The sequence below is a fragment of the Muricoccus harenae genome (genome assembly GCF_009848505.1).
In the GTDB taxonomy this organism is placed as follows: domain Bacteria; phylum Pseudomonadota; class Alphaproteobacteria; order Acetobacterales; family Acetobacteraceae; genus Roseomonas; species Roseomonas harenae.
Map to the genome: position 1 here is coordinate 20,468 of NZ_WWDL01000006.1, position 21,325 is coordinate 41,792.

Below are 21,325 nucleotides of genomic sequence, written 5' to 3' on the forward strand. Positions count from 1 at the left end.
AAGCCCGCTGAGGCCAGTCTAGCACTTGCAGGTAGGGGAATGGCCCAGAACGGCCCAAACGACTCCAGCGAGTCTCCTGGACCGTCCTGGAGGCCATCTATGATGGCTGCCTGTCACCCCTCTCCACGTCCAGCCGTGGCGTGACGTTTGCCCATGCCTCGTAGCCACCTTCGAGCCCTTCAATGGCCCACCGTTCAGCAGACTGCGCCACAATCAACCCGTCATGCATCGGCAAGGCTAAGTGACCTCGACTTCGAACGTAGCCCATCGCAGCGGTGATAGCCTGTGCCTCGATCCACTGAAGGTAGAGTGAGACCAGCCGCTGCGGCCGCCCGTAAGTCGCCGTCAGTTCCTCAGGGACGATGAGTTCCAAACTGTTCAGGAACGAATACTTCGCTAGCATCGCGTCACGGATCGCCTGGGGGTCCACGGCTCGGTCTTCGGCCCGCGTATCGTCTGTCCATTCGTCTGCTGGATAGCCTTTCCCCTGGGTGATCGTGCTCCATGCCTTCACGGCGCTCCGGGGCAGGTCATCGCGGATCGTGTAGAGGTCATGCTCAGGCAGCGTTAGGCGGCACTGCCCGTGCAGGATAGTCAGCTGCGATGCCTTTGCGTCCACTTCCACCACAGGCTCGCCGTTGATGCGGATGCGGCCTACTCGGTCGGCCTCGGACATGGACTGATAGGCGTCCTCCCCGGCGGCATACCATCGTCCCCCGAGAAGCCAGTTTAGGTGGAAGATGCGGAACCAACGGGGCGGAACACAGCCGGTTACGTTGAAGGTCGCCGCGTAGGCGTTCAGGTCCACAATTTGATTAGCAAGGCGGCGTGCTTCGGGTTCCTCTGGGTCGTAGCGGAGAGGCTTGCCGGTGATCCGCTTGCGCCCTCGCCACGTTGATAGGCTGCGAAGCTGTAGCGGTTGGCCGACATGTGGCGGCTTGGTTGGGACCTCTCTTCGGAACGCATCCTTGGCCCGGTCTGCGGTGACGCCATGGACACCAGCAAGGGATAGCAGCGCCTCGGTTGGCCAGATGCATGTCGGATCGCCGTCCCAATAAGGGTGTCCGGTTTCAACTCCCTGAGGGTAAGTGATGCCCTCTCGGACATGCAGCAGGCCAAGCGCTTCCATACCCTTGCGGGCCACCAGAAAGGCGTCATGGCCCATTGCAGAGCCTGTGAAGTGGGCCGTGGTCATCACCCTTGAGACTGGGCTGGGGGACGCCCCTCGCCAGCGCAGAAGCAAGCCACCGATGATAGTTCCTACAGCCCTTCTCAGCTTGATGAGGTCGTTGGCACCACGTTGACGCTTCCTGGTGGGCTTCTCCCAATCAGCGACCAGCTTGCAGGCAGAGGCAACCAGGGCATCGGCTTCAGGGCTATCCGGCACCAGGCTCAGGGATAGTGCCGGGGCATCCCGTAGACTGGCCGGGTCAAGAACAGAATTGACAGGGGGATAGTCCTTATCAGTTCTATATACCCCTTCCTGTGGGTTGGTTCTAAGTATAGGCCCCTCCTCTTGGGTATCATCTACAGGTTAGCCTCTCAGGGAGGAGGCAAAGAGACGGCTGAGGGTGGTCCAACGCGGAGTCACTTAGGAGGATAGTGGTTGTCCATTAATCACCTCCATTAAATCAAAGTCCCTAACCATCACCCTTCTCGGTGGTAAAACCAACAAAAGAAACCGGAGTATGAATTCAACTCACTTAGTGTGGTATGATTAATACTTTACAAATTGGTCCGAATGGTAGGTGTTATTGCTCTATCTCCCCAAATGACGGTGGAGTAGTGTCATTTATACAACACATACAAGGAGGAACTCCGAATCTGAGCACACAAGGAACATTTTCGGTCTTCTTAAGTCAGCCTTAAGTTGCTTGATCGGCACTCCACTAGAACTACCGGCAGCTTCGTGGCTCTACTATCAGTAAGCCAAAAGTAGCGACTTGGCTGATCGCTATGCGCGTGTGACTATAGCAACATGGATGCAGCACGGCTTTTCAAGTAGAAACAAAAGCTTATAGGGGCGGCGGGTGGAAGGGCCTTGATCGGCACGCTGGGCGGCTTGATCGGGCTTAGGGTGCCGAGTTCCGCTTCGCTGCCCTTAAAGCTATCATCTTGAACAAGACCTCGATGAGCCTGCCCCTTTAAATCCGGACACGGTCTCGCACTTCCTTAAAGGGCAGGCGCCTGACCCTGTTGGTGATTGATACTTCACGCGGCGTTGAGGCACCTGCCATACGCATTTTGTGATCGTGCCCACGCTGAAGCCCTAACGCGGCACTTGGTGGAGACCCTTTGTTGGCCTTACTCAAGATGCTGCTAACCTAAGATGCGTGCAGTTAATTGGAGGCTCCGATGACTGCTCCCAAGGTGTTTCCGGCTAGTTGCATTGTGGCCGCCAACATCAAGGGCCATAAAGCGGGCCTCGATCCCAACGCCTCTGCTTCTGATTGTCCCTATACGGACAACTTCATGCCCTTGCGGATCGCGTGGTGGGAAGGCTTCAACACAGGCCGTGTGACCTTGAGCAAGAATGGTAATCCTTCACTTTATCGGTCACTGAAACTGCGCGAGTGAAGACCCTGCTGATACGCAAAGGGTGTCGGTGGGACGCTCTCTCAACCTGATCGAAGGTAGTCAATGAGATGCTCTAAGGTCCCAACCTCGAACAGACAACACAGCGCCTAATAGCTGAGGCCGCCGAGAGGAAGGCTGACCTCGAAAAGACCAGCAGGCAGACACATAGGCTGATCGAAGAAAGCCGCCGCACAATGGAAGCCTCCAAATCCTTAAACCTACCGGGCGACATGCCTGAGCCAAAAAAAGCGGACCTCGTAGGCTCTCACTCACTCTGCCTCTTGGAAGATTCTGTAGACGCTGGCTCGTGAAATCTGAAGCTGCCTAGCGATCTCCACGGGCCTCACACCCTCAGCCTTTAGACGCATCACTTCGTCAGTCTGACGCCTCGCTGTTGGGGCTCTCCCTGTGTATTTCCCTTCGGCCTTAGCCTTAGCGATCCCCTCACGCTGACGCTCCAACATGAGCCCACGTTCAAACTCAGCGACAGAACTTAAGACGGTCAGCATGAGCTTCCCGGTGGCGGTGGCGGTGTCCAAAGTCTGACCACCCATAGACAGCACTCTGAGTGCCACGCCCTTGGCTTCCAACCGCCCAACGATGGAGAGCATGTCAGAGACACTACGGGCCAGCCTATCGAGCTTAGTGACCACCAGCGTGTCACCTTCACGGGCGAACTCTAGGGCGGTCTCTAGCTTCTCCCGCTGGGCCACTGATGAGACCCTCTCGGCGAACAGCTTCTTGCACCCGACAGCCTTCAAATCTCGCTTCTGAGCCTCTAGCCCGGCCTCCTGCTCCACGGTGCTGGTTCGCGCATACCCCACCAACATTGATCGGCCTTTCTGTATCAGAGTCTCTACGACCCTGTGAGACTACTGCCTCAGAACCCGAAATACAACTCTAGTGAGACACATTCAGAGACTTTCTGGCTGTCCCATACGGGCAAGCCCTGCGAGACATATAAGGTTGTGGTGCAACCGGCTGCCTCTACTTGTCGTTGCGCCTTTGAGCTGTGGAGGTGCCTATGCCCCACGACCAGCCCATCCGCGAAGCGACTTACCCGCGACGGGCGCTGGAGGGCTGGACTGAGAGGAGGCACAGCGAACAGCGGATGCAGGTAGAGCGGGAGCTTAAGGAGGGAAGTGCCTGCCGCTGGACTTCCGTTCCATCCTGTCTTGCGGCCTTCGCAGGCAGCGGGGCTCCCCGTATCCATCCGACATCTAACGACGAAGGGTAACTCGGGTGTGTGTCGTTCTGAGGTCCCACGTGACTAGGTCAATTTGCAAACTTTGGGTGGCTGAGACTTTCGCAGGCACGGCAACAACTGCGTTACCTCCGCGTTTTCTCCAGGAGCCCATGGTGGGAGAACGATTAGCCTCTGACTGCTGCGGCGGGGGTTGCGGACGACAGCTCTCCCAGACCCGGTGATCCTTCGTCGCAGCACTAAGACAACCGCTTCGTCGGCTTCAGGTCCTCGAAGGGCCGCAACGCAGGGATGCCGTGGCCCCTGACGGTTAGTCCTCCAAAGTCATCCATCGCCAACAGGTCGCCGAGGTCAAAGCGATCCTCTCAAAGGTGAATGATCTGCCCGTCTCTAGGTGTAGGTCCCGGCGCCATGCCTTCCGTAGATGAGCTAACGAAGATCAGCCTCCGCGCCACAATCAACAGGCTCCGTCACGAGGCGGAGACTAGTCTGACGCTTGGTTCACTGATCAGTGTCCGAGAAGAGGCTACGCGCCTAGAGCAGCAGGCTCGCGACCTAGAATTGCGGGCTGAGGCTCTTGAGGCTCGTCTCAGGGACATTTCCCGGAGGCACTAGGGCCGTCGGGGTAAACGACACTTCGACAAAAGCCGTGCGTCTTCCCTAGTTATTATTAAGTTCCGAAGGGGTTTCTTGGTCCCTTCGATGAGCCGCCGATGGGGGGTGTGCTTCGGGTCCCTCTGAGGCTCCCTAGGGCCTGGTCCGGCCTGGTGCCCTTGGATCAGCCAATTAATGTCCGCATTGGAAGGACCGAGCATGCTATGATGCCACTACCGGAAACGAGGTGACCTCTACTCCGCCCCAGGAATCTCCGAATGGCCACCACTGTCTTGATCGTTGACGACAGTAAGTTCGCTCAGTGGGTCACCAAGAGAATGATCGTAGCCCTTCAACCCGATTGGCGGTGTGATGAGGCCCACAACGCCGATGAAGCCATGGCCCGGGTTAGTGCCGGTGGGGTCGACGTGATGCTGATCGACTTCAACATGCCCGGCGAGAATGGCTTGGTGCTGGTCGAGAAGATCAGGACGCTGCATCCGCTCATGCCCATTGCTGTCATCACGCCAAATGTCCAGCATGCCTTGATCGCCCGTGCCCGAGCGCTGAGCGCTGCCTTCATCCCCAAGGCTTACACGATGGAGGACTTGCGAGGCTTCATCTCAGGGGCTGCCCTGCGTCTGCGTGGCAAGGTGCCGGTGTGATGCCCGCCTAGGATGCCTCTATTTCACCTACTGTCAGCCCCGCCAGCGCCTTCCATGAAGGCCCCCGCTACCCTGTGCCACCAGCTCACCTAAAGCCGATTTCAGGGGGGACGTTAAGCATGTTCCCATGTAGCCCCGTCCAGGCCCCAAGATGACAGCCGCCGGAGGGCCGAAGCGACTTCAAACTTTGGCGTGCGTCTTCCTAGCTTATTGGTCATCAAAGAGGTTCCGGTCCCTTTGACTGAGCCCCGCTAGGGAGCGTCGTTTTGGTTCCCCGTGGGAGTCTCAGGCACCGGGACCGTGACGGTCATGCAGGGGACCTAGCTGTGCCCATGGGCCGACCCTTTCGCTCCCTCTTGGCACCGAATGGAATGCTCACCGAATATTCCACTGCCGCGATAACGGCACCGAAACGCGACTAAAAGAGCTGCTGTTTGATGATCCAGAAGACCTCGCACTGGTCCAACGGTCTTACCGAGACGGTCCTCCAGAGGATTGAGCGGCATATAGTCGCCTTCGAGGCTCGAGTCGTTGAGCAGGAGGCCCGCATTGCCAGCTTGGCGCAGACCGGGACCGGCGAGTGCTTAACCCCGGCGTTTGACGTGCTTGAGGTGCTGAAGGAGGTGCTGGCCCTCTTTCTTGAAGACCTCAAAGCAGAGCAGACAAAGGACCTGTGGGTTGCTACGGGGTAAGTCCCTGACTTGCTGCTACTGTAATTCACGCTAAGGCTCCGGCTGGGGCCTCCTGCTAATTCATCCATCCATGGTCCAGATTCGCTTTCCTGACCCCTGTGAACACGACACCTACGTCATCGAGAGCCGGCGACTGATTGCTCGGTCGAGAGCCCTGCTGAGGCTCCCTGTTTACCCGTGGCTGCCGTCGTGTCCTGACATTCTAGGACCTAGCCAATCCAGTGCGGATGTGATGGTCGTCGAGGATGCCAGAAGCTCCCTCACCGAGGCGGCCTAGGACGCTGCCTAAAGGCAAGAGTGGAAATGGTTAGCTCCTTGCTGGTAGCAGGGCGTGGTGCTGCGAGTCCTGCTCCAGCCAGAGTGCCTTGAGGAACCCCGACTGGTCGGACGGGTTCCGCACGGTGCAACTCTGAATGTTTGCAATCGTTAGCATCTCAACGCTGTGGTGGTCGCAGAGGTGCGGCCCGAAAACCTGTCCCCCTTGGGGTCGCTCCCCAGCACGGCACGGCCACAGCCCTCCCCCAAACATGAGCCGCGTCATGTGTGATGTCCTGGTGGTTGACGACGAGGACACCGTGCGGATGGTTCTCGTGGACATGCTGGAAGATGAAGGTCTGAGCGTCCGGGACGCCACAACAGTAGACGAAGCAATCAAGGCTGCTCAGGAACCGCCCGGGTGCGCGGTCCTGGTTACGGATGTTGACCTTGGAGCGCCTGGCGTGGATGGCTTTAGCCTCGCCGAGAGTGTGCGAAAGTATGTGCCAGAGGTTCCGGTCCTGTTCGTCTCAGGTCGTCCGTGGACTCTTAATGGCCGGGCAACTGCCTCAAACGAGAGGGCCCTCGCCAAGCCCTTCGGAAAGGCCGAGCTAATTGCAGCTGTGCAGGCGCTCCTCGAGTTGCGCCGTCAACGTCACCCTGACTGTCCCCGTGAGACCACGTGAGGCCCTGCGGAACCCCTTCAGTCAGGGCTATTTAACGCCATCGAAGATGACGACAAGCGCACAGAAATGCGGCGGCGCCTTCAAGGCCTGTAGGGTTCAATCGATACTTGGGGCTAAGGCACCAGCGTGATACACCGCTAATGCACCAAGTCAGACTAGGTGACTGATTTTGCTGGACACGCGGTTGCTTGCGCCGTGCCCCTCACCCGGCATACCGCTTCCGAAAGAGCCTGAAGGCTCAACGGAATAGCCAGGATTGGTGGCTTGGGCGGCTCCGAGTGATACACTGTGGTCGCCTTGATCGTGATGCTAGCCTGGAGGCACCCCAACTACGCTCTCAGAACTAGTGTGGGATCTGGGCGTTTATCATTCCGGGTCATGTGGACGGCCAAGTGACGACAGGTCATGATCCCGACTTATAGCCCCTGGCTGAACCCCGCTGAGATGCTGTGGCGCCGACTGCGCCGCGGGGTCACCCACTGCGAACTGTCCGAGAGCATCGACGCCCTCCTTGATGCCACTCGCGCCTTCTTTGACCGTCTCGATCAGACATCTGGGCGCGCCCCGTCTGCAACTGGGGTGTATCCCACATGATTTCCGACAACGTACTTAGTTGTGCAGTCTCGGGGACTGGTGGTGCATCTTTGACCCGTGAGGGGGACCTTTGGGTCTCCCGCTGCTAGTCCCTGGGACTTGGGACCTGGGCCCCTGTATCAGCTGGCTAGGGTCCAAAGTCGATTGTGCTATAGTGACGCACCGGAAACGAGATGACCTCCACTCTGCCCCGGAGTATCTGAATGGCCACCACCGTCTTGATCGTTGACGACAGCAAGTTCGCTCAACTGGTTACCAAAAGAATGATCGCAGCCATTCAGCCCGACTGGCAGTGTGAACCAGCCTACAATTCTGAAGAAGCCATGGCTCGGGTGAGTGCCGGGGGGATCGACGTAATGCTGATTGACTTCAATATGCCCGGCGAGAATGGCTTGGCGTTGGCCGAGAAGATTCGGGCGCTGCAACCACTCATGCCGATCGCGATCATCACGCCCAATGTCCAGTCTGCGATAATCGACCGTGCCCGCGCGATGAAAGCTGCTTTCGTCGCCAAGGCATTCAATGCAGATGACCTGCGCGGCTTCATCTCGGGCGCCGCCCTACGTCTGCGTGGCAAGGTTGCCTAGGATTGGTCTGACGCCACTCTGATGCTCGTCCAGGATGCCTCTGGTTCACTCACGGTGGCGGCCCAGGATGGCGACTGTAGGTGTTGCTGGTGTTGGAGCGCCTTCGGGTTCCCTTTGGGCGTCCTGGTAGGCGGCCGAGGCTGCTGGTGTAATGACCGTCTTGGAAGTCTCTTGCGCGCGGTGACAGCCTAGGCAGTTCTATGTGAGCGCCGCCTACCGGGACGTCCGACGCTAATTGGAGCGGGAAGACAGCTGGCCCTCCCGCCCCGCTCTGACTACCGGTTGAGGGTAGAATTATGGGTGGTGCGGTTCCGTCCCGTTAGGCCGGCAAGGCCAGCCAAGCCGAGGAGCCCAAGCCACCCCCAGTTGAAGCCACGGTCGTCCGTGCGAGTAGTGGTCGCGCCAGGCGTTCCTGTGGTCGTGCCGGCTCCCGGAGTAGTGCCCGTAGTCTGAGCGACGGCAGCACCCCCAAGCGTACAGGCGATAGCTGCTGCCAGAGCAAGAGTCTTAGTCCGGTGATGGCGCATGTAACCTCCTATTATCTGTTAAGGATGCTCAATGTAACAACAGGCAGGATCGGCAGTTTCCTGGATATCGCTCACGATCGTGCCCAGCCGGATGGTAGCGAGGCCAACTACACGCGAGTGCACCATCTCCCTTGAGGCTAACGCATCCGGGCGATAACCGGAGAGACGCCGAAGTCCGCTCAGTCATTGATTTTTGGAGCCATGGAAGTAACTGGCACCGTGCCCATCACCGGGCATTCCTCCTTCGCGGAGGTAAATGCCCTTGGGGGATCGGAAAACCAGCGAACTGGCTGCCGCTCGGCGACACACCGGAGTCATACACCGTCGCCGCCCTGGCTCTGCCATGCTCCGACAAGCGCCCCAGAACGGGAGGCTAAAGCAGAGCGCTGGAGGGCAGCATCGCCTGGAAGCGGGGATCTGCTCTTCAAACAAGGCGCTAGAGCATTCGAAGTGAACGAATGTGAACGGAAAATGCCCTGGCGGTTCCGCGCAAAGCTCGGGCTACGCTGCGCGGCTGGTGTTAAGCCGAGGATCAGCGCCAGGAAAGAGGCGCCTTGCTGAAGCTGCAGTCTGCTTGTGCCGAAGTCAGCCGGCATCGTAGCGAGGGAAGAATCCGAAGAATCCTTCCAAGGTTAGGCCAACATCACACCTTGGACGGACACTGAGCATCCCAGGCGTAGGGTCATAAGGCTGGTCGAGAAATGCCCAGCATGAAAGTGGCTCAAGCTATGGCTTCGAGAGCCTCATCCGGCATCCGCCCTTAAATAAACTCAAGCCCAGCCGCGGCATCTTGCTGCCAGCGAAGGCGAGCCGCACGAATGGCGCCACCAGGCAGCCGCAGGAGCATGGTCTCGGGCATGTCCATCGACCTAGGCAGGTAAATCCCGGCGCCAGTTGTTGAAAGATCCAGCACGACGCAATCCAGGACCGTCTCCGCCGATATGATCCTGCCCCTCTTGATCATACGCGTTCGGGGTGCCTGGCGCTTGTCCATCGGTGATTTCCATCCAACACCTATGCCGGATAGTTCGAGCCTCTTGGTGTGTCCAGTAGACGAGTCTCGCAAATAGATACGTGGCGCCGAAGGCGGCTGGTCGTGGCGGGAATACCCCAGAGAGGTACCAGGAGGCTCGTAGAGGCACTTCCATGCCGTCCAGGCTAAAGCTCTTCACATCCGTCCGAGGAGACTGTCCGCGGGCTTCCGGCGATACTCATCCTCACATGGGAGCGAATTTGCCTGACGGCCCGTGGCGTTCCTGGCAAACTCGGTCGCTGCGGCTAGGGTCGTTGAATGAGATCGCACCGCCGACGACCTCAGCCTCAATAATGACGTGCAGCCGATCCACCGGCACCTCGACCCGCCGTTCGCCGCGGCGCGGGTAGTGCCGGCAGGCCGCCCCTGACTTCGGGAAGCCTGCGCGGCATCAAAACCCGAACTACAAGGGGGACGACCCCCTGAAGCCTGGATCAAGCCTCCTGCGGCAGATAGCGGAGGCTCGAGAGTTCCGTGAAAGAACCCTGCGCCAAGCGGGTCGCGACGGCCGAGGCGACGAGGCCCACGAGAACAACGAAAGACATAATAAACATGGGATTGGAACCTTGTTTGCTGTTCCCCCCTATCCCTGGAACCTAGATGCGTGTTGCGGTGCAGCATGTCCATGGGAAGAGCCCTGCCGGTAGGGTAGGGCACGCATGATCGGCGCGCGGAGCGCCGCGTCCGCGCGTTCAGGCATTGCCCATGGTGGCGAATCCGTCTCGGTTGGTGGCCCGCACCACGGCGGCAAAGAGCCGCAGCGCGTCGGGGCCGCCTTGGTCCAGCAGGGTGCCTGCGTCCATCTCTCCGGCCAGAAGCTCGGCATGGTCCGCAAGAGTCTCCGCGGCTCGCCGAAGGGCCTCGCGCGAAAGAGTTAGCTGGAGGTCGTCGGGCAGGTCGTGCCAGGCGTTGGGTGTAACGGCGCCTGCGAGATGGTGCCGGTGCGAAGAGGGCTGCATGAAGGGTTTCCTTCTTCCGGAAGCCCTCCTGGCACGGTGTTGCCCCTCGCGGGTGCGGGGCCAATCTCGCCGCGAAAGATTAACAGGGCGTGACCGTCCGCCCCCCACGCCAGTTCAGACGAAGCGTGCGGTCACCTCGCCCAGCAGATCGAAGGAAACGGTGACCTCGCAGGGGCCTTGCAGCCAGAAGGGAGGCGTAACGGAGCCGAGGAACACCACCTGCCCCGCGCGAAGCCCACCGAAGAACTCCGCCGCGGGGGAGCCCGCCAGCCAAGCCAACGAATCGAGCGGATGGCCGAGCAGCTCGGCCCCGAGGCCCTGGCCACGCTCCACCCCATCCACCAGGAGCCGTCCCCGCGCCGCCGCGAGGTCCAGCCCCGGCCAGCCCGAGGCAGGGGCCCCGGTCACCCCGCCGGCATGGAATACCTGGTCCGCGATCAGCCCCGGGGCGCCGAGCGCCAGGAAATCGCCATAGCGCTGGTCCACCACCTCGATGCCGGCGAAGACATGCTCCACCGCATTGGCGACCTCGGAACGCGAATGGACGCCATAGGCCAGGTCGCGGCCCAGCCGCAGGGCGATCTCGCACTCCACTCCCGCCTGGCTGTAGTCGGCGAGGCGGAAGCTGCCGCTACGGTCCTGCAGCCCCTCGAGGGGGCAGAAGCCGGCACAGGGATGGGTCAGGCCGAGATAGGCCTGCATCCCCTTGGCCGTGGCGCCCACCTTGAACCCGGCCGGCGGCACGGCGCCCATCGCTTTGGCAAGCCGGAACTGCAGCGCATAGCCGGCCGCGACATCGGCCGGCGCATCGGCGCCCAGATCCGGATAGCCCTCAACCGCCCGCCGCGCGGTCAGGATGCGCTCCGCCACGGCGTCCATTAGGCGCGCCCGATCTCGTACAGCGCCACCGCGGCGGCCGCGGAGACGTTGAGGCTTTCGACCGCCTCCTGGATCGGCAGGCGGACCAGCTCGTCGCAGGTTTCGCGCTGCAGGCGGCGCAACCCGCCGCCCTCGGCGCCCAGCACCAATCCCACGCGGCGATCGGTGGGCTTGGCTTCGGCCAGGGTTCGCTGTCCGTCGCCGGTCAGCCCCAGCACCCAGGCGCCCTTGTCCTGCAGGTGCCGGATGGCGCGGGAGAGGTTCACCTCCCGCACCATCGGCACGAGTTCCAGCGCGCCGGAGGCGGCGCGGGCCAGCGCCCCCGTCTCCGGCGGCGCATGGCGGTCCTGCACCACCACGGCGGCGGCCCCAAAGGCGGCGGCGGAGCGCAGGATGGCGCCCACGTTGCGCGGATCGGTCACCTGGTCGAGCAGCAGCACCGGGCCGGGGGAGGCCGCCAGCGCGTCGTCCAGCGCCACGCCGGGCAGGGGTTCGGCCAGCAGGGCGGCGCCCTGGTGCACCGAATCCTCGGGGAGGAAGGTGTGGAAGCGGGTGCGATCCTCCACGCGCTCGGGCTGGATCTTGCGCGCGGCAAAGGTGCCCTCGGGCAGCCGGGCGAGAAGCGTCGTCTCGGCATCCGCCGTCAGCAGCAGGCGGCGCAGGCGGCGGCGGGGGTTGAGCAGGGCGGCGGCGACGGCGTGCAGCCCGTGCAGCCAAAGGGTGTTGGCGGGCTGGCGCTCCTCAGCCTCACGGCGGGGAGGCTCACTCCGGCCACGCGGGGCGGCGAGGCCAGGCTCGAAGCGATCGGGGCGGCGCGGGCCGCGCTCGAGCGCCTGCTCCGGCCTCTGGTCCGGCTTGGCGCCCAGCCGCGCCTGGCGCGGTGCGACGGGCGGCTTTCCCGGCGCCTTGAAGGCCGAAGGTGCCTTGAAGGGGGAGCGGGAGGCGCCTCCGCGGGAAGCGTCCTCCCCTGCGACATCGCCACTCTTCCAGCCGCGCTTGCCGTCGAAGGCGCGCGGATGGGCCGGTTTGCCCGTCCCGGGGCCGGTTCCAGAACTTAGATGACGAGGGCCGTGCGGCCTGCGGGGGGGAGACATGCGGGCATCCTGCAAATCGCGGCGCCTGCCGCAAGCGTTCGCCGCCCCTTGCCACGTCTGACGTCACGTTGACAGGGCTGCCGCTTCTCGGATAGTCCGCCGGCTCCCGCCCGTCAGGGTAGGGGACACCCTGTGGAGGGGTGCCCGAGTGGCTAAAGGGGGCGGACTGTAAATCCGCTGGCTTGCGCCTACGTTGGTTCGAATCCAACCCCCTCCATGTGTCCCATCCCGGCAGGTGTGGTGCGCGCGCGGCAGCCCATTCCGGGCTGGTGGGTTCGGTCGGCGGGTGTAGCTCAATGGTAGAGTTCCAGCCTTCCAAGCTGGCTGTGCGGGTTCGATTCCCGTCACCCGCTCCAACCGCACCCCCCGGCGGCGCCTGCGGTTTCAAGATCTGAAACCAGCCGCTTCCGACACCATATAGCGATCAACACAGCCTGCACGGGCGGGCGGGGGGCCTCTGCCCCCGAACGGGATAGGACTGGACGCACAATGGCGAAGGCGAAGTTCGAGCGGAACAAGCCGCACTGCAACATCGGGACGATCGGCCATGTGGACCATGGCAAGACGTCTTTGACGGCTGCGATCACGAAGGTTCTGGCGAAGTCGGGCGGTGCGTCCTTCACGGCCTATGACCAGATCGACAAGGCTCCCGAGGAGCGGGCGCGCGGCATCACGATCTCGACGGCGCATGTCGAGTACGAGACGGCCAACCGCCACTACGCCCATGTGGACTGCCCCGGCCACGCCGACTACGTGAAGAACATGATCACGGGTGCGGCGCAGATGGACGGCGCGATCCTGGTGGTGTCGGCGGCTGACGGCCCGATGCCGCAGACCCGCGAGCACATCCTGCTGGCCCGCCAGGTCGGTGTGCCGGCGCTGGTGGTGTTCCTGAACAAGGTCGACATGGCCGATCCCGACCTGCTGGAGCTGGTCGAGATGGAAGTACGTGAGCTGCTCTCCTCCTATCAGTTCCCGGGCGACGACATCCCGATCATCCACGGCTCGGCGCTGATGGCGCTCGAGGACAAGCAGCCGGAGATCGGCGAGCAGGCGATCCTGAAGCTGATGGAGGCGGTCGACGCCTACATCCCGCAGCCGGAGCGCGCGGTGGACCGTCCGTTCCTGATGCCGGTGGAGGACGTGTTCTCCATCTCGGGCCGTGGCACGGTGGTGACCGGTCGCGTCGAGCGCGGCATCATCAAGGTGGGCGAGGAAGTCGAGATCGTCGGGCTGAAGGACACCGTGAAGACGACGGTGACCGGCGTCGAGATGTTCCGCAAGCTGCTGGACAGCGGCATGGCGGGCGACAACATCGGCGCGCTGCTGCGCGGCACGAAGCGCGAGGACGTGGAGCGCGGCCAGGTTCTGGCGGCCCCGAACTCGATCAAGCCGCACAGCAAGTTCAAGGCCGAGGCGTATGTGCTGACGAAGGAGGAGGGTGGCCGTCACACGCCGTTCTTCACCAACTATCGCCCGCAGTTCTACTTCCGCACGACCGACGTGACGGGCGTGGTGCAGCTGCCGGAAGGCGTCGAGATGGTCATGCCGGGCGACAACGTGTCGATGAGCGTCGAGCTGATCGCCCCGATCGCCATGGATGAAGGCCTGCGCTTCGCCATCCGCGAGGGTGGCCGCACCGTCGGCGCCGGCGTCGTCGCGAGCATCGAGAAGTAAGCTTCCGCCCCAGGGCGTCAGCGAAAGGGGGGCGGGCTGCCGGAAGGTGGTCCGCCCTTTCCATGTCCGCAGGTTGCGCAGGGGCCGGCATCGCTGGCAGCTTGCCGCTGACCGAGGAGGCCGAGTTGACCACCGCCGCCAGACCCGCCCCCCAGGCCGCCGGCGGTGCCCGCCACGACATCGCCTGGGAGGCGGTGCGCGATCTGGCCGCGCTCTGCGGCCTCGACATGCGCCATTTCCGCTATCCGGGGCGCGAGGCGGATCCCACCTCCGGGTCGCATCCCTGGGTCATGGGCTGCGAGGTGGTGGACCATTTCGGCCGCATGGGGCCCGGCGAGGGGCCGCACGGGGCGGACGATGCGCTGCGCGAGCGCATCCGGACCACCTACCGTCACGCCAGCTGGGTCGCGCATTACACGGCGCTGAACGCCGCATTCCTGGCGCATGCGGGCGACCGGCGAATCCCATCACCCCTGTCGGGCGGGGATGCCACCATCCTCGGGAGCGTGCCGATCGGGCCGTACCAGTTCACCCTCTGCCTGGAGGGCGAGCGGCTGATCCTTGCCATTGGCATCGGCCACATGGCCGTCGGCATCCTCTATCCGGCCGAAGCGCTGTTCCTCGTGCTGACGCCCTATCCGCTGAATATTCGATCGGTGCTGCGCGTCCTCATGGACCATCTGCTGCAGCGGCCGCAGCCTTGGCTTGGCTGGATCCGCCGCGCGCAGGCGGCCTCGCTGCGCCGCGCCTACGTCATTGGTGACAACCGGCCGGGTCATTTCATCCGGCAGAGCCTCGCCTATCTCGACGCGCGGGAGGCGGAGATCCGTGCCTTCTCGGCGGCGGGCGGGCTGCTGCTGCCGGTGCCGGACTGGTGCGCCATGGATCCCTTCACCCTGATCCCAGGCCTGGCGCCACTCGAGCGGAGGGAAGTACCGAGCGAGGCCTTGACCTTGGCGGTGCTGCAGGACGGCTATGACGCCCACCGGGTGTATCGCTTCGATATCCACCCCGACCCGTCCTGGCTCCGCCACCGCTTCGCCGCCCTGGCTCCCCTGGATCACGTGCCGGCGCTTCCGGGGCGCCGCTTCCGGGTGCTGATCTCCATCGATGCAGAGAGCGGGCGCTTCCTGAACCAGGATGAGGCCTTCCGCTTCGTCCTCCGCCGGCTTGTCGAGGCCTGCGCCCGGGATGACAGAATCCTTGATGTGGCCTGGGACGGCTGGACCGTTCCTGGTGCTCCCTCGCCGCGCGACCTGGAGATCCTGGAGCGGATTGAGGCGGTGGTCGGACGAATCACGGAGGGGCTGTCAGGACTGGGCGAGCAGATCCGGCTCTTCGGCCGCTCCGCGCAGGAGAAAGTGCCGGCGGTGGCGGAATGCGACCTGGCCTTCGTCACCCAGGGCACCGGGGCCGTCATCCCCTGCTGGCTGCTGAAGCGCCCCACGGTCATCTACCACGTTGCCAGCATGGTGCAGGACCGCTCCTGCCTCGACGACACGGTGGCCTTCAACGTCGATCAGCGCGCGGTGATCGAGATGCCGCCCGAGGAAGGACGCCCGGTGCATCAGCGGCGCTTTTCCCTCGCGCCCTGGGGGCTGGATGAGGCGATGCGCCGCGCCCTCGCAGGCAGCCTGGACCTTGGCGAGGCGGAACGGGCGACGCTCGCCAGCGATTGAAGCCTGTGGCAACAGCCCGCCCCGAAATCTCCGGGAGCGGGCTGCCGGCCTGTTATCAGCCCGCCACGGCGCGCAGGAGCGGGCGGGTGCCCGCCATCATGCGGGCGTAGAGCGCCTCGTAATCGGCCGCCATGCGGTCGGCGGTGAAGCGCTGCTCGAAGCGTGCGCGCACCTTGGCGCGGTCCAACTCGCCCAGCCTCCTCACGGCCGAGGCGGCCTCCTCCTCGTTCCGCACGATGAAGCCGGTCAACCCGTCCTCCACCACCTCGGTCACCGAGCCGGCGGGGTAGGCGATCACCGGCGTGCCGCAGGCCATGGCCTCGATCATCACCAGCCCGAAGGGCTCCGGCCAGTCAATCGGCACCAGCAAGGCGCGGGCGCCGGAGAGAAAGCCGGGCTTTCGCAGGTCGCAGATCTCGCCGACGAAATCGACATGCGCCTGGCCAAGCAGGGGCTCGATTTCCTCGGCGAAATAAGCGGCGTCGGCGCGGTCCACCTTGGCCGCGATCTTCAGTGGCACGCCGGCAAGGCCCGCGATCTTGATAGCGCGGTCCGGCCGCTTCTCAGGCGCGATGCGGCCGAGGAAGGCAAGGTATCCGTCCGACCCGTTGCCCTGGGGCGTCAGCAGGTCGCGCGGCAGGCCGTGATGGACCGTGGCGGCCCAGTTGGCGCGCCGCAGGGGCGCCCGCTGGGAGTCCGAGATCGAGACCACCCGCGCCTCCGGGAAAGCGTCGAAGATCGGTTCCAGCTCCGGCAGGTCCAGCCGCCCGTGCAGCGTCGTCACCCAGGGAACGGGCTGACGGCTGAAGGCTGGAAAGGGCAGGTAGTCCAGGTGGAAGTGGATCACGTCGAATTCATCCGCCCGCCGCAGCACGGTTTCCAGCAGCAGCGTGTGCGGGGCGTTCGTATCCCGGACCGTGGGGTCAAGGCGCAGCGCCTTCTCCCGGACGGCCACAAGCTCCGCCTTGGTCACCGCATCACCCGTGGCGAAGAGGGTGACGTCATGGCCCCGGTCCACCAGGGCTTCGGTGAGGAAGGAGACCACCCGCTCCGTCCCGCCATAGAGCTTGGGGGGCACGGCCTCATAGAGCGGAGCAACCTGAGCGATGCGCATGCGAGGGCCTCTCATCGGCTTCGGCGTTCCTCCCGGTTTTCGTTCTGCGGCCCACCAACGCGGTGAATGCGACCGGAAAGAGGCAAAGCTACCCAGATTTGGCCGGAAACCGCCGCCAAGCCCTGCGTTCTCCTGTCCACTAATGGCCCGAAGAGGCTGGCAGTCAGGGCTCCGCGGCACGGGACGCCACGGAGGGGGAGGACGGCGTGCTCACGAGAAGCTGAAGGTCGGAAGGCCCAGCGATCCCGGCCTGAAGGCCGAATGACCGCGGCCGCGAGGCCAAACCTTCACGGGCCGGAAGACCTGGACTTGGTGGCCGCAAGGCCCGGACGACCCAGGGGCCGCCAGGCCCGGACGGAGAAGGAGAGCGCATGTCGGCCACTGCCTCCGGTGCATCCCACATCGTGCGTCGGGCATTCCCCGCCGCCGTCGCCGCGCCGACGGAGCGCGACGAGAGGCCTGTCCTGCTCCCCTATGCCGATCGCCCCATTGGCTTCCTCCTCCGCTACGTGATGCTGCACCGGACCGCCCATGCGGTGGTGCTGGCCGCCGTGCTGGCGGCGGTAGCCTGCTCGGTCGGCTCGCAATACGCGGTGAAGCACCTGGTGGACGTGCTCTCGGCCGGGCCGCAGCCAGGGTCCGGCGCCGGGACCGGGGGAAGCGCCCCCTGGATGGCCCTGGCCGTGCTGGCGGCCATCATCGCCGGCGACAACCTGCTCTGGCGCCTCGGCGGCTGGGTGGCGGCGGACAGCTTCACCCGGGTGACCGGGCACATGCGGGCGGACCTGTTCCACCACCTGTCCGGCCACGCGCCGGACTACTTCGCCGACCGCTCCCCGGGGGTGCTGGCCAGCCGAATCTCGGCGACGGCCAACGCGGCCTGGACCGTGCTCTCGACCATGACCTGGAATGCGCTGCCACCCACGGTGGCGGTGTGCATCGCCATCGCCTTCCTGGCGGGGATCGACCCGCTGATGGCCGGCACGCTCTTCGTCATCGCGAGCGGCATGGCTTTCCTGCTCACCTGGCTGGCCGGGCGGGGCAGGGACCTGCACCAGGATTACGCGACCAAGGCCGCGGCGGTGGATGGCGAGCTGGTGGATGTGGTCCAGAACATCGGGCTAGTCCGCGCCTTCGGGGCCACCATCCGGGAGCGCGAGCGCTTCGGTGCCACGGTCAGCAGCGAGGTCGCCTCGCGCAAGCGCAGCCTGCGCTATCTGGAGAAGCTGCGGCTGGCCCACGCCGTGATGACGGCGCTGCTCACGGTGGGGCTGCTCTGCTGGGCTCTTATGCTCTGGCAGGCCGGGCGGGCCACCACGGGCGACATCGTCATGACCTGCGGCCTGGGCTTTACCATCCTGCACGGCACCCGAGACCTCGCGGTGGCGCTTGTGGAGCTGATCCAGCATGTCGCCCGCCTGTCTGAGGCGGTGAAGGCACTGCTCGTCCCTCATGCCCTGCCGGACCGCGAGGATGCCAAGCCGATTCGCCCCCGTGGCGGGGCGGTGGCCTTCCAGGACGTGTCCTTCGCCTATCCGGGCGCCCGGGATGGGGCCGAGGGCCGAGTGCTGCGCCATTTCGAGCTGTCGGTGGCGCCGGGCGAGCGGGTGGGGCTGGTAGGCCGCTCCGGCTCGGGCAAGTCCACGGCGCTGGCGCTGCTGCAGCGATTCGCCGCGCCACAATCGGGCCGTATCCTGATCGACGGCCAGGACATCTCCGAGGCCACCCAGGCCAGCCTCGCCGCCATGCTGGCGGTGGTGCCGCAGGACGTGTCGCTGTTCCAGCGCTCGGTGCTGGAGAACATCCGCTACGGCCGCCCCGAAGCCACGGATGCCGAGGTGCTGCGCGCCGCCGAGGCCGCCCATTGTCGCGAGTTCATCGAGGCCATGCCGAAGGGCTTCCACACCGAGGTCGGGCAGCGCGGGGTCCGGCTCTCGGGCGGGCAGCGCCAACGCCTGGCGATCGCCCGCGCCCTGCTGAAGGACGCGCCGATCCTGATCCTGGACGAGGCGACCTCCGCCCTCGACTCGGAGTCGGAGAAGGCGGTCCAGGTGGCGCTGGAGCGGCTTATGCGGGGCCGCACGGTGATCGCCGTGGCGCATCGCCTGGGCACGCTGCGGCATTTCGACCGAATCGTGGTGATGCAGGACGGGCAGGTGCGCGAACAAGGTTCCCCGGCCGAGCTGGCAACTCGGGCTGGTCTCTACCGGGACCTTCTGCACAGCCAGGGTATGGCCACGGCAGCCTGAGCGCAGGGCTGGACAAGCCGCGGGCTGGACAAGCCGCTCCGGCGCACGGAGAAGCAGCCCCTTCAGAGGCTCGGTGGAGAGTGGCATGTCCGGGCAGCAAGGGGTGGAACTGGCGGGTTTCTGGCCGCGACTCGCGGCGCAGCTGCTGGACGTGGCCTGGATGCTGCCCCTGGGACTTGTCCTCGTGCTCCTCGGTGATTTGGCCCGCGGCGGGGAGGGGCTCTCGCCGGGCGCGGATCTTTTCCTCCAGCTGATCTCCGCCTTGCTGATCCTCCTGTTCTGGGTCACCCGGCAGGCAACGCCGGGGAAGATGCTGATGCGCCTGCGTGTGGTGGACGCAGCGACGGGCGGTACCCCGCCCCTGCCGCGGCTGGTGGTGCGCTATGTCGGGTACATCGTCTCCAGCCTGCCGCTTGGACTCGGCTATCTCTGGATGCTCTGGGACCCGCGCCGGCAATGCTGGCACGACAAGCTCGCCCGCACGCTGGTGGTGCGGGACCCGCCGCCGCGGGCCTGAGGTCCGGGAGCGGGCGGCAAGCTGATCACGGCCTCTCGACAGCCGGGCTGCCTTGCCTTAAGGCACGGCCCCTGCGCGGACCCGCCTAGGGGCGTAGCTCAATTGGCTAGAGCGCCGGTCTCCAAAACCGGAGGTTGGGGGTTCGAGACCCTCCGCCCCTGCCAGGGCGGGCCGTGCATGACCATCTCAGAGCATCGTGCTCTTGGCATCGCGCCGCAGCGCCCAGGGAACCTCCCGGGGTCCGGCGCCTGGAGGGGGCCTGACGTGGCCGGTTTCAACCCAGTGGGTTATCTGCGCGACGTCCGGCAGGAGATCGGCCGGGTGACCTGGCCGAGCCGCAAGGAGACGCTGATCACCACGGGCCTGGTGCTGGCGCTCTCGGCGCTGGCTGCGGTCTTCTTCCTGGTGACGGATTGGCTGATCCAGCTCGGCATGCGCCTGCTGTTCGGATTCGTCTGAGGGCGTAAAGTTTTCCGCGCGCCGCGCCGGAGGCCGGGGCCGATGCCCGGCCGGAGGCGCGGAGCGCCACAGGATTGGGAGCTTCGCGGCCATGGCCGACAAGAAGTGGTATGTCGTCCACGTCTACTCGGGCTTCGAGAAGAAGATCGCGAGCCAGATCAAGGAGCAGGCCGCGCAGAAGGGCCTGGCTGACCGGATCGAGGACGTGCTCGTCCCCTCCGAGGAGGTGGTCGAGGTGCGCCGCGGCCAGAAGGTGAACTCCGAGCGAAAGTTCTTCCCCGGCTATGTGCTGGTGAAGATGGAGATGACCGACGAGGCCTGGCATCTGGTCAAGGACACGCCCAAGGTCACCGGCTTCCTCGGCGCCCGCAACAAGCCGAGCCCGATCCCGGAGCGCGAGGCGATGCGCATGCTCCAGCAGGTCCAGGACAACGCGGAGAAGCCGCGCCGCCCCTCCATCACCTTCGAGGTGGGCGAGAACGTCCGCGTGGCGGACGGCCCCTTCACCTCCTTCAACGGCGTGGTGGAAGAGGTCGATGAGGAGAAGGGCCGGGTGAAGGTCTCCGTTTCCATCTTCGGTCGTGCCACACCGGTGGAGTTGGAATACGGGCAGGTGGAAAAGGCCTAAGGTCTTCCCCCAAGGCGGCCCGAAGGCCTCTCCCGGAAAGTTTCCAAATTAGGGCTGGACTCCAGCCCTTTGGCGGGACTATACGCCGCCTCCGCGCCGGCCGGGCTGGGGTTCTCCCTGTCCGGCCGTCGCGCGTTTCCAGGAACGCGGGAGGTCCGGCCCCAGCCTATCGGGGTAGGCCGTATGGACCGCGGGCCTCCGAACTTGAGAGGTGCCAGAGAATGGCGAAGAAGATCGTCGGCTACATCAAGCTGCAGATCCCCGCGGGCAAGGCGAATCCGTCCCCGCCGGTGGGCCCCGCGCTCGGTCAGCGCGGGTTGAACATCATGCAGTTCGTGAAGGAATTCAACGCGGCCACCCAGGGCATGGAGCCCGGGACCCCGACGCCGGTGGTCATCACCGCCTATTCGGACCGCACCTTCTCCTTCATCACCAAGACTCCGCCCAACACCTACTTCCTGCTGAAGGCGGCGAAGCTCGAGAAGGGCAGCCAGACCCCGGGCAAGGGTGGCGTCGTCGGCCGTGTGACCAAGTCACAGCTGGCCGAGATCGCCAAGGTGAAGATGAAGGACATGAACTGCGAGACCGAAGAGGCCGCGGTTCGGATGCTGGCCGGGTCTGCCCGCGCCATGGGCATGAGCGTGGTGGAGGGCTGA

At 64.5% G+C, this 21,325-nt stretch carries 20 protein-coding genes and 3 tRNA genes; 15 read left to right on the forward strand and 8 right to left on the reverse strand.

Features of this window, described 5'->3' with window-relative positions:
• Window positions 1–97: 97 nt before the first annotated feature.
• A complete protein-coding gene (locus GSE44_RS06370; RefSeq protein WP_159347972.1) occupies window positions 98–1,165 on the reverse strand; it encodes a hypothetical protein in 1,068 nt (355 codons plus the stop codon).
• Window positions 1,166–2,355: 1,190 nt separating this feature from the next.
• On the opposite strand from GSE44_RS06370, the gene GSE44_RS06375 reads away from it, so the two are divergent.
• Window positions 2,356–2,577 carry a hypothetical protein gene (locus GSE44_RS06375; RefSeq protein ID WP_159347973.1) on the forward strand — a complete coding sequence of 74 codons (222 nt, stop codon included), beginning with the start codon at window positions 2,356–2,358 and terminating at the stop codon, window positions 2,575–2,577.
• Window positions 2,578–2,846: 269 nt separating this feature from the next.
• Here GSE44_RS06375 and GSE44_RS06380 read toward each other — a convergent pair whose 3' ends face one another.
• Window positions 2,847–3,407, reverse strand: coding sequence for a recombinase family protein (locus GSE44_RS06380; protein WP_159347974.1), 561 nt, complete (start codon window positions 3,405–3,407; stop codon window positions 2,847–2,849).
• A gap of 1,246 nt (window positions 3,408–4,653) precedes the next feature.
• Between GSE44_RS06380 and GSE44_RS06385 the strand changes: the two genes are divergently transcribed.
• The 4 genes from GSE44_RS06385 to GSE44_RS06405 all read left to right on the forward strand — a co-directional run bounded on the left by GSE44_RS06385 (window position 4,654) and on the right by GSE44_RS06405 (window position 7,854).
• Window positions 4,654–5,040: a response regulator gene (locus tag GSE44_RS06385; protein ID WP_159347975.1), complete on the forward strand. Its 387-nt coding sequence runs from the start codon at window positions 4,654–4,656 to the stop codon at window positions 5,038–5,040.
• 437 nt (window positions 5,041–5,477) lie between these two features.
• Window positions 5,478–5,732 (forward strand): hypothetical protein, encoded by a 255-nt coding sequence (locus GSE44_RS06390; protein ID WP_159347976.1) that lies wholly within the window; start codon window positions 5,478–5,480, stop codon window positions 5,730–5,732.
• 539 nt (window positions 5,733–6,271) lie between these two features.
• Entirely contained in the window at window positions 6,272–6,673 is a 402-nt protein-coding gene (locus GSE44_RS06395) for a response regulator transcription factor (protein WP_159347977.1), read from the forward strand.
• A gap of 797 nt (window positions 6,674–7,470) precedes the next feature.
• Window positions 7,471–7,854, forward strand: a complete 384-nt coding sequence (locus GSE44_RS06405) for a response regulator (protein WP_159347979.1) — start codon at window positions 7,471–7,473, stop codon at window positions 7,852–7,854.
• A 275-nt stretch (window positions 7,855–8,129) separates the two neighbouring features.
• Here GSE44_RS06405 and GSE44_RS26450 read toward each other — a convergent pair whose 3' ends face one another.
• The 5 genes from GSE44_RS26450 to rlmB all read right to left on the reverse strand — a co-directional run bounded on the left by GSE44_RS26450 (window position 8,130) and on the right by rlmB (window position 11,965).
• Entirely contained in the window at window positions 8,130–8,381 is a 252-nt protein-coding gene (locus tag GSE44_RS26450) for a WGxxGxxG family protein (protein ID WP_201305956.1), read from the reverse strand.
• A 760-nt stretch (window positions 8,382–9,141) separates the two neighbouring features.
• Complete coding sequence (locus GSE44_RS26455; protein ID WP_159347980.1) at window positions 9,142–9,375, reverse strand: PilZ domain-containing protein; 234 nt, start codon at window positions 9,373–9,375, stop codon at window positions 9,142–9,144.
• 731 nt (window positions 9,376–10,106) lie between these two features.
• Window positions 10,107–10,373, reverse strand: coding sequence for a hypothetical protein (locus GSE44_RS06415; protein ID WP_159347981.1), 267 nt, complete (start codon window positions 10,371–10,373; stop codon window positions 10,107–10,109).
• Between the two features lie 114 nt (window positions 10,374–10,487).
• Entirely contained in the window at window positions 10,488–11,252 is a 765-nt protein-coding gene (locus GSE44_RS06420; protein ID WP_159347982.1) for a 2-keto-4-pentenoate hydratase, read from the reverse strand.
• Window positions 11,252–11,965: a 23S rRNA (guanosine(2251)-2'-O)-methyltransferase RlmB gene (gene rlmB, locus GSE44_RS06425; protein WP_328799056.1), complete on the reverse strand. Its 714-nt coding sequence runs from the start codon at window positions 11,963–11,965 to the stop codon at window positions 11,252–11,254. Before rlmB ends, GSE44_RS06420 begins: the two co-directional genes overlap by 1 nt.
• A gap of 515 nt (window positions 11,966–12,480) precedes the next feature.
• On the opposite strand from rlmB, the gene GSE44_RS06430 reads away from it, so the two are divergent.
• The 4 genes from GSE44_RS06430 (at window position 12,481) to GSE44_RS06445 (ending at window position 15,702) form a co-directional block, all read left to right on the forward strand.
• A tRNA-Tyr gene (locus GSE44_RS06430) sits at window positions 12,481–12,563 on the forward strand.
• 65 nt (window positions 12,564–12,628) lie between these two features.
• Window positions 12,629–12,702 (forward strand) — tRNA-Gly (locus GSE44_RS06435).
• A 133-nt stretch (window positions 12,703–12,835) separates the two neighbouring features.
• Entirely contained in the window at window positions 12,836–14,023 is a 1,188-nt protein-coding gene (tuf, locus tag GSE44_RS06440) for an elongation factor Tu (protein WP_159347984.1), read from the forward strand.
• Between the two features lie 62 nt (window positions 14,024–14,085).
• Complete coding sequence (locus tag GSE44_RS06445; protein WP_159347985.1) at window positions 14,086–15,702, forward strand: hypothetical protein; 1,617 nt, start codon at window positions 14,086–14,088, stop codon at window positions 15,700–15,702.
• A gap of 55 nt (window positions 15,703–15,757) precedes the next feature.
• On the opposite strand, the gene GSE44_RS06450 is transcribed toward GSE44_RS06445, so the two are convergent.
• Complete coding sequence (locus GSE44_RS06450) at window positions 15,758–16,816, reverse strand: glycosyltransferase family 4 protein (protein ID WP_159347986.1); 1,059 nt, start codon at window positions 16,814–16,816, stop codon at window positions 15,758–15,760.
• A gap of 371 nt (window positions 16,817–17,187) precedes the next feature.
• Here GSE44_RS06450 and GSE44_RS06455 point away from each other — a divergent pair, with 371 nt between their 5' ends.
• From GSE44_RS06455 to rplK, 6 genes are all read left to right on the forward strand, one after another.
• Window positions 17,188–19,065, forward strand: coding sequence for an ABC transporter ATP-binding protein (locus GSE44_RS06455; RefSeq protein WP_159347987.1), 1,878 nt, complete (start codon window positions 17,188–17,190; stop codon window positions 19,063–19,065).
• 85 nt (window positions 19,066–19,150) lie between these two features.
• Entirely contained in the window at window positions 19,151–19,582 is a 432-nt protein-coding gene (locus tag GSE44_RS06460; RefSeq protein ID WP_159347988.1) for an RDD family protein, read from the forward strand.
• A gap of 87 nt (window positions 19,583–19,669) precedes the next feature.
• Window positions 19,670–19,746 (forward strand) — tRNA-Trp (locus GSE44_RS06465).
• Window positions 19,747–19,846: 100 nt separating this feature from the next.
• Window positions 19,847–20,041, forward strand: coding sequence for a preprotein translocase subunit SecE (gene secE / locus GSE44_RS06470; RefSeq protein WP_159347989.1), 195 nt, complete (start codon window positions 19,847–19,849; stop codon window positions 20,039–20,041).
• A 91-nt stretch (window positions 20,042–20,132) separates the two neighbouring features.
• Window positions 20,133–20,669 carry a transcription termination/antitermination protein NusG gene (nusG, locus tag GSE44_RS06475; RefSeq protein WP_159347990.1) on the forward strand — a complete coding sequence of 179 codons (537 nt, stop codon included), beginning with the start codon at window positions 20,133–20,135 and terminating at the stop codon, window positions 20,667–20,669.
• A gap of 221 nt (window positions 20,670–20,890) precedes the next feature.
• Entirely contained in the window at window positions 20,891–21,325 is a 435-nt protein-coding gene (gene rplK, locus GSE44_RS06480; RefSeq protein WP_073139811.1) for a 50S ribosomal protein L11, read from the forward strand.